This is a genomic window from Streptomyces sp. LS1784, from assembly GCF_020103755.1.
In the GTDB taxonomy this organism is placed as follows: Bacteria; Actinomycetota; Actinomycetes; order Streptomycetales; family Streptomycetaceae; genus Kitasatospora.
This window is the reverse complement of sequence record NZ_JAHSQD010000024.1, coordinates 1-14163: the sequence shown is the minus strand read 5'-3', so window position 1 is coordinate 14163 and position 14163 is coordinate 1. Positions and strand designations below refer to the sequence as shown.

General features: G+C 69.1%; 17 protein-coding genes and 2 pseudogenes. 13 read left to right on the top strand and 6 right to left on the bottom strand.

What is annotated here, in order from left to right:
• The first annotated feature begins 41 nt into the window (after nt 1-41).
• From KS423_RS05615 to KS423_RS05575, 9 genes and pseudogenes are all read left to right on the top strand, one after another.
• Nucleotides 42-380 carry a transposase gene (locus tag KS423_RS05615; RefSeq protein WP_224275570.1) on the top strand — a complete coding sequence of 113 codons (339 nt, stop codon included), beginning with the start codon at nt 42-44 and terminating at the stop codon, nt 378-380.
• Between the two features lie 133 nt (nt 381-513).
• The gene (locus KS423_RS05610; protein WP_224275632.1) at nt 514-984 is read left to right on the top strand and encodes an IS3 family transposase; all 471 of its coding nucleotides are present in this window, start codon (nt 514-516) and stop codon (nt 982-984) included.
• Nucleotides 985-1015: 31 nt separating this feature from the next.
• Nucleotides 1016-1504, top strand: a pseudogene (locus tag KS423_RS48400) (transposase); the annotation flags it as partial.
• A gap of 1028 nt (nt 1505-2532) precedes the next feature.
• A complete protein-coding gene (locus tag KS423_RS05600) occupies nt 2533-3036 on the top strand; it encodes a hypothetical protein (RefSeq protein WP_224275567.1) in 504 nt (167 codons plus the stop codon).
• 657 nt (nt 3037-3693) lie between these two features.
• The gene (locus KS423_RS05595; protein ID WP_224275565.1) at nt 3694-4089 is read left to right on the top strand and encodes a hypothetical protein; all 396 of its coding nucleotides are present in this window, start codon (nt 3694-3696) and stop codon (nt 4087-4089) included.
• Entirely contained in the window at nt 4086-4958 is an 873-nt protein-coding gene (locus tag KS423_RS05590) for a M64 family metallopeptidase (protein ID WP_224275562.1), read from the top strand. The genes KS423_RS05595 and KS423_RS05590 overlap by 4 nt, the downstream gene beginning before the upstream one ends.
• Nucleotides 4959-5286: 328 nt before the next feature.
• On the top strand, nt 5287-5616 hold the full coding sequence (locus KS423_RS48395) for a PASTA domain-containing protein (RefSeq protein WP_374119906.1): 330 nt from the start codon (nt 5287-5289) through the stop codon (nt 5614-5616).
• A 51-nt stretch (nt 5617-5667) separates the two neighbouring features.
• Nucleotides 5668-5988 (top strand): annotated as a pseudogene (locus KS423_RS47915) (IS5/IS1182 family transposase); the annotation flags it as partial.
• Nucleotides 5985-6383 carry a hypothetical protein gene (locus KS423_RS05575; protein WP_224275558.1) on the top strand — a complete coding sequence of 133 codons (399 nt, stop codon included), beginning with the start codon at nt 5985-5987 and terminating at the stop codon, nt 6381-6383. The pseudogene KS423_RS47915 and the gene KS423_RS05575, both read left to right, overlap by 4 nt.
• Nucleotides 6384-7112: 729 nt before the next feature.
• Here KS423_RS05575 and KS423_RS05570 read toward each other — a convergent pair.
• Entirely contained in the window at nt 7113-7313 is a 201-nt protein-coding gene (locus KS423_RS05570; RefSeq protein WP_224275555.1) for a hypothetical protein, read from the bottom strand.
• A gap of 138 nt (nt 7314-7451) precedes the next feature.
• Between KS423_RS05570 and KS423_RS05565 the strand changes: the two genes are divergently transcribed.
• Complete coding sequence (locus KS423_RS05565; protein ID WP_374119907.1) at nt 7452-9062, top strand: transposase; 1611 nt, start codon at nt 7452-7454, stop codon at nt 9060-9062.
• A gap of 158 nt (nt 9063-9220) precedes the next feature.
• Here KS423_RS05565 and KS423_RS05560 read toward each other — a convergent pair whose 3' ends face one another.
• Nucleotides 9221-9484 carry a hypothetical protein gene (locus KS423_RS05560; RefSeq protein ID WP_224275549.1) on the bottom strand — a complete coding sequence of 88 codons (264 nt, stop codon included), beginning with the start codon at nt 9482-9484 and terminating at the stop codon, nt 9221-9223.
• Nucleotides 9485-9655: 171 nt separating this feature from the next.
• On the opposite strand from KS423_RS05560, the gene KS423_RS05555 reads away from it, so the two are divergent.
• Nucleotides 9656-10249: a toxin-antitoxin system YwqK family antitoxin gene (locus KS423_RS05555; RefSeq protein ID WP_224275547.1), complete on the top strand. Its 594-nt coding sequence runs from the start codon at nt 9656-9658 to the stop codon at nt 10247-10249.
• A 327-nt stretch (nt 10250-10576) separates the two neighbouring features.
• On the top strand, nt 10577-10903 hold the full coding sequence (locus KS423_RS05550; protein WP_224275545.1) for a hypothetical protein: 327 nt from the start codon (nt 10577-10579) through the stop codon (nt 10901-10903).
• A 3-nt stretch (nt 10904-10906) separates the two neighbouring features.
• On the opposite strand, the gene KS423_RS05545 is transcribed toward KS423_RS05550, so the two are convergent.
• On the bottom strand, nt 10907-11557 hold the full coding sequence (locus KS423_RS05545) for a TetR/AcrR family transcriptional regulator (protein ID WP_224275543.1): 651 nt from the start codon (nt 11555-11557) through the stop codon (nt 10907-10909).
• Nucleotides 11558-12215: 658 nt separating this feature from the next.
• On the opposite strand from KS423_RS05545, the gene KS423_RS05540 reads away from it, so the two are divergent.
• Nucleotides 12216-12572, top strand: coding sequence for a hypothetical protein (locus KS423_RS05540; RefSeq protein ID WP_224275540.1), 357 nt, complete (start codon nt 12216-12218; stop codon nt 12570-12572).
• Between the two features lie 71 nt (nt 12573-12643).
• On the opposite strand, the gene KS423_RS05535 is transcribed toward KS423_RS05540, so the two are convergent.
• The 3 genes from KS423_RS05535 to KS423_RS05530 all read right to left on the bottom strand — a co-directional run.
• Nucleotides 12644-12784 carry a hypothetical protein gene (locus KS423_RS05535; protein WP_263454522.1) on the bottom strand — a complete coding sequence of 47 codons (141 nt, stop codon included), beginning with the start codon at nt 12782-12784 and terminating at the stop codon, nt 12644-12646.
• Nucleotides 12781-12906, bottom strand: coding sequence for a hypothetical protein (locus tag KS423_RS47195; RefSeq protein WP_263454521.1), 126 nt, complete (start codon nt 12904-12906; stop codon nt 12781-12783). The genes KS423_RS05535 and KS423_RS47195 overlap by 4 nt, the downstream gene beginning before the upstream one ends.
• Before the next feature lie 52 nt (nt 12907-12958).
• Nucleotides 12959-14163 (bottom strand): IS30 family transposase (locus tag KS423_RS05530; protein WP_374119905.1); only part of this gene is annotated, 1205 nt, incomplete at its 5' end.

The following is a 14163-nucleotide window of genomic DNA, read 5'->3' as shown; positions in this document are numbered from 1 at the left end:
CAGCGTGAACCGGAGGTCGTCACCATTTCCGGCGAATCCCCATGTGGGTGAACAAATCAGCCACCGGGCGATCACGGAAGGTTAAAAGTCAAGCTCAGCGGTATACGGCGGAGTTCAAGCGGGATGCGGTCGCGCTGGTGCGCTCGTCGCCGCACCGGAACGTCACCGAGATCGCCAGGGAGCTGGGGGTCAGTCCGGACGGGCTGCGGGGCTGGGTCAAGCAGGACCGCACGGACCGTGGCGAGGGCAGGCCGGGCGAGCTGACCAGTGCGGAGCGCGAGGAGCTCACCCGGCTGCGGCGGCAGACGGTCGAGCAGCAGAAGACGATCGAGATCCTGCGCAAGGCAGCCGCCTGTTTCGCGGCCGAGACGACACGGTGATGATCCGCTTCCGTTTCGTTGAGGATCACCACGGCGCCTGGGGCGTCAAGCGGATCTGCCGTGTCCTGGGCATCGCCCGGTCCTCGTTCTACGACTGGCGGGCCGGCGAGGCCGCCCGTCGTAGAACGAGGACCTGCTCGCCGCCGAGATCGCGGTGATCCATCTGGCGTCCCGTGGCGCATACGGCGTCCCGCGCGTGCACGCGGAACTGCGGCACCAGGGCCGGGCGGTCAACCGGAAGAAGGTGGAGCGGATCATGCGCGAGCGCGGGATCACGGGCATCACCCGCCGCCGGCGCCGCTGCCTGACCCGCCAGGCCCGCAAGCCCGTGTTCGCCCCGGACCTGATCGGGCGCGACTTCACCGCACCCCGCCCCGGGATGCGGCTGGTCGGCGACATGACGTTCCTGCCGACCGAGGAGGGCTGGCTCTACCTGGCCACCTGCATCGACCTGGCCACCCGCGAAGTCGTCGGCTACGCGATGGCCGACCACCACCGCGCCGAGCTGCCGGTGGCCGCGCTACGGATGGCCGCCGGCCGCGGCGGCCTGGAACGCGGCTGCATCTCTCACTCGGACCGCGGCAGCGAAGGCGGTTTCAACTGATCGTCGCAACACCTCGATCGAGGAGGATGTTGTGGCTCAGGGAAGGGCGCGTGCAGCGCTGAAGGCGGGTCGCCCGCCCTTGCGGTCGCCGGGTCGTCCCCCGGTGAACCGGCGGGCTGAGCGTCAGAAGTTCTGGCGGTTGATCGCAAAGGGGCTGTCCAGCGAGGAGGCCGCTGTCGCGGCCGGGGTGTCAATGCCGCTTGGACCGCGATGGTTCCGTGAAGGTGGCGGCATGCCACCGATCAACCTTGAGGAACCGTCAGGATGCTACCTGTCGTTCGCAGAGCGCGAGGAGATCGCCCTGTTGCGGGCCCGGGAATGCGGCGTGAGAGAGATCGCCCGCCGGCTCGGGCGCGCACCGTCGACGATCTCGCGCGAGCTGCGGCGCAACGCTGCCACCCGGGGCGGGCGCCTGGACTATCGGGCGTCGGTCGCACAGTGGCACGCCGACCGGCAAGCCCGCCGCCCGAAGCCGTGCAAGCTCGTCGAGCACGAGCAGCTGCGGCAGTACGTCCAGGAGCCGTACTGAAGGAGGAGATCGGCACCCGGATCTGGCCCGACCGCGCCACCGCCCGCGCGGAGGCCTTCGTGTTCATCGAGACCTTCTATAACCGTAGGCGTCTACGCAGGCACCCGAGTGGGGCTACCTCACGCCCATCGAGATCCGCCAGCGGCACCAGCAAGGTCACACCCTCGCGGCGTAAACAGACAGTGTCCGAGCGCAGGGTGGAACTTCACCGCCCTTGCGGGGCGGAACTCACCGGGCGCGGTGACGCCGGGTCAAGGGCCGCGGGGCCTGGTCGCGGTGGACGTGCGAGCGCAAGGGCTGCGCGGAAACCGCCACGGTCCGTGGCGAGGACCACGAGGACAAGGCCGGCTGGGCGGCCGCGCCCCACCAACAGGCCGAGCACTATGAGCTGACGGTCCGCGAGGCCGCCCAGGCGCTGCGCGACGCCGCCCAGGTGCTGATCACCTCCGATCTGCTGCTCACCGACATCGACACCCACACCTACTGGGGGAAGGCCTGCGCCACCCCGCAGGCGGCCGAGCAGGCGCTGGGCCAGTGGGCCTGGCAGCTGCTGGCCGCCTGCCCGAACCCGCCGACACCGACGAAGACGAGCACGCCATGCAGGAGATGGGGCGGCAGTTCGCCCGAGAGCGGGTCTCCGCCCACGACGACCGCCCGAACCGGCCCGTCGTGCTGCTGGGCCCGAGCCCAAGCGCCGCCGCGAATGGCTGAGCGTCGGCGCTCGCGTTGGCGCCGCTACAGGTGCAGGCCGACAGCGCCGCAACCCTCTGGCCCCTTCTCGTCTCCGCAGCGGTGATCCACGAGACAGTCCCGAGCCGTGGCGGCGGCCTCCGGGCAGCCAGCCATGGCGGTAGGTGTCAGCGGCACCCGAGTGATCGGAATGATCCATCTGGATGGCGCGCCGTGAGCCGCGCCTGCTCCAACGAGCAGGGGTTGTAGGACGGGAGACGCCCGGCAGAAGCCGGTCCCGCCCCCAGCTACGTCAGGGATCCCACGTGAGGCTTACTCGGAGTTCCGCCGTGCTCGGCGCTGCCGTCACAGCGGTCCTGTTCCTCAGCGCCGGCGGCGCGCAAGCTCAGGGCGAGGGGCTGCTGTCGCTGCTCGACGGCCCGTCGATCACGCTCGCATGCTTCCCGGCCGGCCAGGTCGGACAGGGCAACACGTTCACCGGCACACAGAACATCAGCTGCAGCCAGAGCGCGGCGCAGTCGAACCCCGCCCCCTCAACCCCCGCTGGCAACGGGGTCACCGGGGCACAGATCGTGCACAGCAACCCGGTGTCTGTGCCCCCCGGAACCACCGCGTTTGCCTCCGCGTACTGCCCGACGGGAAAGATCGCCACCGGCGGCGGCTACGACATCAACGAGCACAGCGAGAACGTCACCGTCACCTTCTCCGGCCCCGGTGACACGAATGCGGACAACCGTGCGGATGCGTGGGGTGTCTATGCCACCAACAACGGCACTGACCCCAACGTGAACGTCACGGCCTACGCCATCTGTGCCAACGACGGAGGAGCATAGCGGCGGATCGTCGGCCGGGCCGGTGACCTGCGGTGATGCGGGAGCGCGCCGCCGGTGCACCGCCTGCACCTCCAACACCAGCCCGGTCGCCGGATCCGGCGTCGAACACCCCACCACCCCCAACCGGTGATTGCATAACCTGTTCGCGGTCCACGGGTCGCGCCCGGGCGACCGCCTGACCGTCCCGGCCTCCCCGGCGGAGAAGCTTCTGCGAGGCCGGGTCGAATGGCTGCGCATCGATGAGGACGTCGAGTACGAGGCCCTGGTCGCGCACGCGGCGTTCCTCGCCGACCCCGGCCGGGTGGAGCTCGCTCCACTGGCGGAGCCGCCCGTCGACCGGACCAATGCCTGGACGCTGCCGGTCGACTTGCCGATAGGTCACCCGAGTGGTCGAATGATCGAAGAGACGACTGCCCTGACGGTTGGACCCGACACAGGCCCGTCAGCGGCCAGTACGTGGAGGTCGCGGCCCACCAGGCGCGCCGTGACCATGGAACAACCCGACGATCCCGCAGCCACGACCTCGCCTGCCCGCGCGCGAACACGCACAGGATTACATGGGGACGACCGAAGGCCGGACCGAACCATGTGCGCCGTATCCGGGACCCGGTCCGCGCGAGGTGCCGGCGTGGCCTGCAGACCCGGAGGGCAAGAGAAATGTCCGAAGCCGCAGTGCGCTTCAGCCTCGAATACGAGGGCTCAGAGGTGCGGCTGGTCTCCGCGGAGAGGCTCACGACGGTCGTGCCGCCCTCTGACGAGATCGGTGACGAACCCCACATGGGCTTCTGGTATGAACTGCGCGACGCCGAGGATCGGGTGCTCTACAGCAAGATGATGTACAACCCGATCGCACTCGACGACGAGGTCTTCGACTCGGAGAGCGGTGTCCCGTCTCCGGTCCCCGTGGAACAGGTCGCCGGATCCTTCTGGCTCTTTGCTCCCGACGACGCGCAGGCGCGCCAGTTGGTTCTGCACAGCAGCCCGATCGACCGAGAGACGAGATGGGATCCGGCGGTCGAACTGGCCCGCTTCGACCTGGAGAGTCAACCGTGACCACCAGCGACGGCACCGTCATCGGTGTCACCAAGATCCTCGATCACGGCCCCGACACCGACCGGTGGAACCTGGTCATCCTCTCCGAGGGCTACCAGTCGGCGGAGCTGGCGAACTTCCACCTCCACGCGCTCGAGTTCACCACGGCACTGCTGAAGGCGGCGCCGTTCGACAGCCTCGCCGACGCCATCAACGTCCACCGCGTCGACGTCGCCTCCACCGATTCGGGAGCCGACAGCCCGGCTACCTGTGGTGGTGTCACAACCGGACCCGGCACGACCGTCAGTACCTTCTTCGACGCGACGTACTGCGGTGACGGCCAGACCCGCCGCCTGCTCACCATCGATCAGACCACCGCCCAGAGCGTCGCCACAGCCCAGGTGCCGAACACCCGTGCCATCGTGGTCATCGTGAACAGCACCGAGTTCGGGGGATCCGGTGGACGGGCGGCCGTCTTCTCGCTTGGCTCCGCTGCGATGGAAATCGGCCTGCACGAACTGGGCCACGGTGCTTTCAACCTGGCCGACGAGTACTGCCTGGCCGACACCGCCTTCAACAACCACCCCGCGACGGAGCCCCTCGAACCGAACATCACCGTCGGCACCACGCCTGCGACGATCAAGTGGGGCTTCCTCATCGATCCGGCGACCCCGGTCCCGACCACCAGCAACGGCGACTGCACCAGTTGCGACCCGAATCCCTCACCGGTCGCAGCCGGTACTCTCGGCGCGTTCGAAGGCGCCCATTTCTTCCACTGCGGGGTCTTCCGCGGGGAGTTCGACTGCCGTATGCGCACGCTGGGCACGGACTTCTGTCTGAACTGCAACAGGCAGATCTCTCTCGTCCTGAATCCCTTCCTCCCCCCGTGACGCACCTTCCGGCAGGGGACATCGCAGCAACTGCGAGCGTCTGGCCAGGTGGACGACCGTCAGGCGACGGTCCACGAACCCGTCGTCGCATCCCGGAGCCACCATGGCCTCCCTCCTCGAAACCCTCCGCAGTGCAGGATTCCCCGTGATTTCCGCCGCGGCACGCAGGACCATCGAGGTCTAGGCAGATGGCCGAACTCTCCAGCCACGCCTGGAGCACCGGCAACCAGACCCTCCTGCCGGCCCGCACTCTTGACCGGCGAGCAGTTGCTACCCCTGGGCATGAGTGCCGCTCCTACTCGTTGCGGAATGTAGACAGGAGGACAGCATGGTTTTGAAACAAGAAGAGGTACCAATGCGCGACGGATTCGACATCGGAATCGGTGTCGCGATGGCGACGGGCAGCCCGATGGCTCTGGGGGCAGTAGGCAACGTCACACCGCCGGCGATCGGTCCGGGCGGGGCTGGCTCGCGTGGCCTATTTTTCAGAGACTCGGCCCCATCGCCTATCACACAAGGCAGTCTTGTCCTTGAAGGGGAAGTAGTCGGCCAAAACCCCGCTGCAGGAACGACGGTGGACATAGGAACAGTGGTAGAGCTGGAAATAGGCAACTACCATGAACACCAACATCCTCACTTTCCCGGTACGCCTGCCTGACCGTCCTGCAGGCGGGCTCGTGAGCTACCCCCATGGCAGGGGCGTTTCAGCGGCAACCGCCTGGAGAAGGCCCTGGTCGACCAGGGCTTCAAGGACGAGACCGTCATCCACGGCACCCTGCTCGGCATCACCGTCGAGACCGTCCGCCGCAACCCCGACGACAACGCCAAAGGCTTCATCCCGCAGCCGAAGCGGTGGGTGGTCGAGCAGGTCAACGGCACGTTGATGCTCCACCGGCGCCTGGCCCGCGAGTACGACCACCGGCCCGACAACGCCGCCTCCCGCGTCTACTGGGCGTCCACCGCGAACATGACCCGCCGCCTCACCGCCCCCGCCCCAGCCTGGCGCGACGCCTACGAGGTGGCCGCGTGAACGTCGCCGACCTCCTGAAGGACGTCCAGGTCCGACATGAACAGGCCATGGCCCGGGCCGACGACCTGCGGCGGCAGATCGAGCACCTCACAACCACCCTGGCCGAGACCGAGGGGTGCCTGGCCGAGCTGGCCACGGCCCAAAAAATCGTCCAGGAGATCACACCGGACGGCACCGACCCCCAGCCCGACGAACCGGCTACCGCCTACCAGCAGGTCCTGGACACCTACGACCACCACCCCGACCAGCCGTTCCGCGTCCGCGAACTACACGAACTCCTCAGCTGGCCCACCGACGACCCCTCCCTGAATGTCACCCGCTCCCGCCTCGGACGCCTCACCCGCCAGGGCTTCCTCACCCAACCCGGACGAGGCATCTACCAGAAACGGACTTAACGTCCTCTCAGAACTCACCTACGCAGCCAACCTGGTCGAGCGGGAGCTCCTGGGCCGGGACGTCGTCCCGGGCATGTGGACCTACCAGCTGATCGAGGCGTACGACCGCACCTACCACCGCGTGTTCACCGCTGTCGAGGAACAGGTCCGCCAAGGCCTCGCCGCCGGCCGCCGGCACCTGGCCGAGTCCGGGATCCAGCAGGCCGCCCGAGCCCGCCACCGCAGGCGCACCGCCCCGTACGGCCCGCGCCTTGTGCCAGAGCTTCCGGAACGGAGCGCAGGCAGCCGGGTCCGGGGAAACAGGGAGGAGTTCCGCGAGGCCCGGCCGGTGGAAGGCCAGCAGCGCCGAGCCTCGGAGGTGAGGAGCAGGTGGTGGTGTCGCACTTCGCTCTGGGCACCTGGCTCAACAACCAGAAGGCCCGCCGGGCCAAGCTGACCCCGGCCAGCTCGAGCAGCTCGCCGAGCACGGCGTCGAGTGGGCGTGAGCAGCCTCGGCGATGACCCGGTTGGCGTGTGCTGTGGGTGCGTCGGCCGCAGGCGCCGGCTGCCGGAGCCGTGGGACGCGACCCGGCGACGAGCTGTGCGTCGCGCCCCATGCATCGAGAAGGGCCCGTGTTCCGATCCCGACGAATGCGCCACCGACCCGTACGACGACGGCTACCTCGGCCTTCGCATCGGCCGCTCGGCCGGTGCGGGCGGGGTTGGTTGCCCCGCCCGCACCCGTGGGGGTCAGGTGAGGTAAGGAGCGAGCACAGCGGCGGTAGCGGCGGCGAGAGTGGGGACGGCGGCGAAAGCGGTGGCGGCGCGGGCCAAGGCGGCCGGGTAGGTGGCTCCGTCGAGACGGGCGAGCTTGCCGGCAGCGGCGGCCGCCATCAGCGCGGCCACCACGACCAACGCGACGGTGAACAGCACGGTGAACGTGGGATGCATGGTGAACCTCCGTATGGCGATCCAGCGTTGATGCTTCGAAGGTCCCGGAGTCGGTGTTCGCCATGGTTCCGGCCGGACGATAATGAACTCGACTTTTGACGTTTTTGTTGATCGTCGTGTGGGTCGCTCGGGTGGGTGATGTGGCGTCATCTGGCCGCTTTGGCTGGCGACAGCGGAGAAGCATCGGCGGTGCTTGCGTCGTCTGCTGTGAGGGACCCGCCGATGCTTCCGGATCCGACCGTACCCGCTTCGCTGCTCGCCGTGTTGGAGTTGGTGCGTGGTTGCTTCACCGCGCCGACCTTCCAAACCTTCGCTGCGCTGGTCACGGGGCTGATCGCGCAGACGGGACGGTGCACGGTGACCGGGATACTCCTCGGCGCGGGGTTGACGCGCACCTGGTCCCACGACCGCGCCCACGCCTTCTTCTCCCGCGTAACCTGGAAGCCGGACCTCCTGGGCATTGCCCTGTCCCATCTGGTCGTTCGCCGCCTGCTGTCCGAGGGCGCGGTGCTGACCGTGACGGTGGACGACACGCTGTTCAAGCGGCGCGGGAAGAACAGGGTTGTTGCAAAGTCATTGAGCTGCGGCATCGCCGCAGCTCACGGCGGCTTACCCAGACTGCACTTCCGGGAAGATCTGACATGGCATCAGTTCTCTCTCGACTGCGAGAGACGTTCTGACCTGCCCGCGCAGCCACTCGGGCCGGCGTGCGGGCAGTCAGCCCGGCTCGACCGAGCCGGACTTTGCAACGGCCCTGGCGGGAAGAAGGTGTTCGGCGCGGCCTGGCAGCACGACGGCGCGGCCAGGGGTTCCAGACCGGTCGGGCGCGGAACCTGCTTCGTGGTGGTCGGCATCGTGGTTCAACTGCCGTTCCTGGCACGGCCGGTGTGCCTGCCGGTGATGGCCCGGCTGTGGCGCCCGAAACAGGAGCAGTCCAAGGCCGGCCTCGCCGCGTCCATGATCCGCCTGCTGGCCGCCTGCCACGACGGACGGCACATCCACGTCGTCGCGGACGCCGCCTACCACGGCAAGGCGCTCCGCGCTCTGCCCTCGACCTGCACGTTCACCACTCGGCTTCCCGCCTCGGCGGTGCTGTACGACCTGGCCCCACCACCCACCGGGCGCCGCGGCCGACCCGCCCTGAAGGGCCAGCGGCTGGGCACCGCCAAGGACCTGGCCGACACCGCTGACTTCACCACCGCCACGGTCACGCGCTACCAGCGCACCGAGACCGTCCACCTGACCGCGACGACCTGCCTGTGGTACGGCTCGTTCCACACCCGCACCGTCCAGATCGTGCTCCTGCGCGACGAGGACACCGTCAGCGGCTACGACCTGGCCCTGGTCACCACCGACCTGGACACGCCACTGCCGGATTTGGTCACCCGGTACGCGTGGTGCTGGCCGATCGAGGTCACCTTCGCCGAGGCCCGCGACCTCTTCGGTGCCGGCCAGGCCCAAAGCCGCACCCGCCACGCGGTCGAACGCACTGTCCCGTTCAGCCTGTACTGCTACACGATCACCGTGGTCTGGTACGCGCTGCACGGCCACCATCCCGCCGACGCCGCCGAGCACCGCGAACGCGCCCCCTGGTACACCACCAAGGCTGACCCGTCCCTGTCCGACATGGTCGCCAAGCTCCGCCGGGTCATCATCGCCGCCCGATTTACGCCCAACAGCCCAGGCAGACCCACAGATGAGGAAATCCGCGCCGTCCAGCAGGCATGGGCCGCAGCCAGCGCAGCCTGATCACCCAGACCCGCCAGAACGTCAAAAGTCGAGAGCTCATGACCTCACGGAGTATGGCACCGCGCCGGTCGGCACGCGGGCAAATCCCACGCATCGCCCCAGCAGACCTCGGACCGTCGCACGAGACACATCGGCCGCAACAACTGATCGCCCGGCTGTTAGAGGTTCTGCAGGTAGGCGGTGTGGACGGTGTAGGCGGCCTGTTCCGGGGTGTCGTGGAGCATCGCTTCCTGGGTGTGGACGTCGCCGATGAAGTAGCCCTCGTACACAGCCACCCAGCGGTCGCCGATGCCGGCCAGGCCCCGCTCGACCCAGCCGACCTGATGGCCCTCACCCGTCACCAGGTAGACATCGGGGTTGACCGTCCAACCGGCCAGCACCCACCAGTCCCCGAACCGGCCCGCATCGAGAGCGATGCGCACGTCGCTCGGGGCAGGCGGCGGTGCATCGGGTCAGCCGGGACGGGAACCTCGACAGGCGGCCGCTGCGGTGCGGACGCAGGCGAAGCCGGGGCGGGCCGGGGTGCCCCGCCGGGCCCGGAGTCGGCAGGGCCTCGGGCGAGGGCCATGCGCGGTAGGCGTACGGTGATCGGCATGACGGGGCGAGAGCACGACCAGGACGTGGAGGGCGAAGGCCGGCAGGCTTGCGAGACGCCGGCATCGGACGGTACTGCGCCGAAGGTGCGGATCGACTGGAGGCTGGATCGAAGGGACATCGATGACGGCGGAATCGACGGGCCGCCCCTGACCTACAAGGGCGTGCCGTTCACCGGCGAGGTGGTGGAGGCCATCGGTGATCAGCTGCTCTGGCAGGACTTCTACGTCGACGGCTACCAGCACGGACCAGCCCGCGAGTTCTGGGCTGACGGGCCGTTGAAGATGGAGGGCCAAATGGTCCACGGCCATTGCCACGGTGTGTTCCGGTACTGGAACCACGATGGCACCTTGGCCAAGGAGCAGGTCTTCGACGAGACGGGCGACCTGGCCGAAGTCCGCGAAGACTTCGGCCAGGCGCGTCCCGGCGCACTGCCCAGGTCCTGTCCGCAGTGCGCGCTGGACCTGGTGCAGGAGATCACCCGGTCCGGGGCCTACGAAAGCACCAACGAATGGTGGAAGTGCCCCGGCTGCGGGTTCCTGGGGCGTCCTGATCTGGGGGCCGCCCGATCCTTCACCCGTTCCGGCATCTGACCGGCGAAGACGGGGACTGCTTCTTCTGTGGCGGGGAGGAGTGCAACCGGGCGAGCGGGGCGTTCGTCCGGGACGGCTGGCTGTGCGAGTGGATCGTCTGCGTTGCCTGCGGACGGGAGAACGTACGCCGGATCAAGCGCGTCCCCGCGTAACGCCAGTGGCCGACACTGCACCCCCCACCCCCACGCGGGCGCCGGGTCGAGCTCACGGACCTGGTCGCCGAGCACCTGGCGCAGGCCCGCGCCGAGGCCGGCAGCGCCCGGCTGGAGCCGAACCGGATCCGTGTGGCAGTCGCGGCGGCAGTCGCCGAGCTGCGCGAGCGGCCACGTGCCAACCGCTGAGCTGGAGAGCAGGCCGGGCCCGGACGGATACCCGATCGAGGCATGGCGGGCCCTGGCAGCCCGAGGGCGCGAGCTGTACCAGGAGGACCTGCGTATCCAGCGTGAGCTCGGGCTGCTCGCCCTTCGGGTGGCGCCCGGCTACGTCGCTGATCGCGACGCCGAGGAGATCCTGCACGCCCTGGGCGAGGAGATCGGCAGCAGCGCCGAGGAACTGGCGGCTCGGGAGACCTTGAGCAGTTCACACGCCCGCTTGACGTTTCACCCAGGCGGCGCTCTTCTGACCCGGCCGGCCCCGTTCGAAGGTGCGCGGTAATGGTCAGGCGCCCACCCCGGCGTCGCCGTCCGTCCGGAAGTCGAGCGGCAGGAGCCGGCGGTCGGGGTCGAACGGCCCGAGCAGCGCCTCCGCGCCGTCCTCGGCAAGCGCCTCGGCGTGGTCGGGCAGCGGCTCGCCGGAGCGCAGGTGGCGCCGGACCACGGCGAGCGGAAGATCGATCAGCGCGAGCCTGGTGCGGTCCACGGCCGGCGCGCTGCCGGGGGCGATGAGGTCGGCGACGGCGACCACGGCCGTCCGGACGCGCTGGTCGCCGTCGTTGGCGCGCCGCACGTACTCCTCGGGCCAGTCGGCGCGTCCAAAATCCGCCGCGCCGTAGAGCAGCAGGGCCGCCTCCTGCGGGTTTTCCCGGCTCCAGGCGACGACGTGCCGGGCGGCCGCCCTGCAGGTGCGCCGGATGGTGGTGGGCGCGGCGAAGCAGTCGAAATAACCGCCCTGGAAGCGCTCGACGGTGCGCAGCCACACCTCGGCCAGCAGGACGGGCCGGGAGCGGAAGCGGTGGTAGATGGAGCCGCTAGGGGCGCCGACCTCCTGGGCGCAGGCGGTCATGGTGACCGCCTGCGGACCGCCGACGGAGGTGAGGCGCACGGCGGCGTCGAGGAACTGGTCGTGGTCGAAGCGGGAGGGTCTTGCCATGCTCTGGAGGATACTCTCTAATAAATTAGAGAAGGGTTGCTAAAACCGGCGATCCGACATTCCTTCTCAAGCCGTTGACAGGACAGGGGAGTTCCATGTCACGCCCTAACGGTGCCCCCCGGCCCCGCGCCGGGGACGCCGCCCCAGCCACACGCCGCCGTCTGCTTCCGGGTCCTGCTCGCGGTCGAGGGGAGTACCACTGGGTGAACGCCCTGGAGGGCTTCTCGGACGACGTCCATCACGTCGACTGCCCCTACTCCGGTGTGGCCGTGACGATCGTCATCGGCGAGTTCGGGTGCTACTCGTAGGTGCGAGACGGGGGTGCGGAGCTCCGCCGGGACCTGCGGTCGGCAGCCGCCGAGGACCTCGCCGGGACCGGCCGGTGGATGCGTCGGATCGCCGACCGCGACAGGAGGTGCTCGCGCGCGGCAGCGCCCACCTGTTCGGCAGAGCGGAATGCCCGGGCTGTGGCAGCGTCTTCAATGTCGCGGACGAGTACACGTCCGCGAACCGCCCGGTGGTGCGGTAGCCGCGCGGCGGACGTTGCTGCGGGCGATGTCGCGGGGCGCGCTCCACATATTAGAGAAGTGTCGCTAATATGATGCGCGTGCGCTGCTGTTGCGCATCCGAAGGTTCGTCATTTTCGAGGAGTGCGTTCATGAACAGGTTCATGCGGAAGGTACTGGCGGCGGGGGCCGGTGTCACGCTGGCGGCCGTGGTCGCTCCGGCGGCCCACTCGGCGCCCGTGGCCCAAACCGACGTGCGCGACTCGGCCGCCGAGACGGCGATCGTGCAGCTGCAGGCGTTCGAGAAGGCGCCCGTCTACCGCAAGCCCAGCTCCTCGTCCGAGCGGATCGGCTCCATCCCGGCGGGCCAGCGCGTCGGTGTCATCTGCGCGCTCAAGGGGCCCTCCGGGCACCTCTGGTACTCGATCAACGCCCTGCCCAGCCCGCAGTTCGTCTGGTCGGGGCACTTCGAGTCCTCGCCCCTAGTCAGGTCCTGCCCGACACGCTGAGCTGCCGCCAGGCGAACGCCTCGTTACGACCGGATGAAAGTGTCAATCCCCTGGTTTCGTAGAGGCCTTCCTTATGCGGCCAGGTCCTCCTGATGGCGGCTGGCGCGTGCTTCGCTGATGATCCGTTCGAACTCCACCGGAGGCAGTCCGCCGGCCGCGCTGTGCCTGCGGCGCGTGTTGTAGAAGTCGGCAATCCAGGTCGCGATCTTCAACCGGGCCTCGGCGCGGGTGGCGAACCGGTGGCGTGGATGTACTCCACCTTGACCAGCGAGTTGAACGACTCGGCGGCGGCGTTGTCCAGCGCCGACCCCACCCGCCCCCTGGACTGCACCACGCCCAGCCGGCCACAGAGCTCGTTGTAGGCCGCGGACGTATATTCCCCAGGTTCAACCAGTCGTTGCAACACCGCCCTCTTGGATCAACAGTAGCTTCTCGTTGAGGACTTCGGCGGGCGTCCTCCACCCCAGGGTCTTGCGAGGGCGACTGTTGAGCGCCGCGGCGACAGCGTCAAGGTTGCCACGGCTGTGCCTGCTGAGGTCGGTGCCTTTGGGGAAGTACTGCCGCAGCAGGCCATTCGTGTTCTCGTTGGTGCCGCGCTGCCAGGGTGAGTGTGGGTCGGCGAAGTAGATCTGCAGGCCGGCGTCGATGCGCAGTTGGACGTGCTGGGCCATCTCCGAGCCCTGGTCCCAGGTCAGTGACCTGCGCAGTTGCTCGGGGAGGGTCGTGATCGTGGCGGCGATGGCATCGCGGACGGCCTCGGCGCCGTGACCGGCCAGGGCTGGGCCGTTCTTGGAGCGTGGACCGCCGTGGCCTTCCATCGGTGGAAGGTGCAGCAGCATCGTGAAGCGGGTGGTGCGCTCGACCAGCGTGCCGATCGCGGACCTGTTCAGGCCGATGATGAGGTCACCCTCCCAGTGCCCGGGCACAGCCCGGTCCTGGGCCTCGGCGGGCCGCTGGCTGATCAGCACGTCCTCGGTGACGAACTGCTTGCCGCGGCCCTGAGTCCGGGCTCGGGGGACCCGCAGCGCCCGGCCGGTGCGCAGGCAGGCCGTGAGCTCCCGCTTGAGCCCGCCACGGCCCTGGACATACAGGGCCTGGTAGATCGCTTCGGGGGAGATACGCATGGTCTCGTCCTCGGGGAAGTCGAGCGGGAGGCGTCGGGCGATCTGCTCCGGGCCCCACGCCGTCGCCCAGCGTCGGTCCTGGCGCCGGGGCTTGTTCCGCCCCTTCCAGCTCGTCTGCGGACCGGGCACCGGCATGCCGTCCGGGCCGGTGACCTTGCCGGACAGCCGATCCTGCACATACTGCCGCAACTCGTCCTGCTCGACGAGCTTGCACGGTTTGGGACGGCCGGCCTGCCGGTCGCAGTGCCACTGCGCGACCGAGGCCCGATAATCCAGGCGCCCGCCCCGGGTGGCCGCGTTGCGCCGCAACTCACGCGAGACCGTCGAGGGCGCCCGCCCCAGATGGCGGGCGATCTCCCGTACCCCGCATTCCCGGGCGCGCAGCAACGCGATCTCCTCGCGCTCGGCGAACGACAAGTAGCGCCCTGACGGCTCCTCAAGACTGATCGGTGGCATGCCGCCACTTT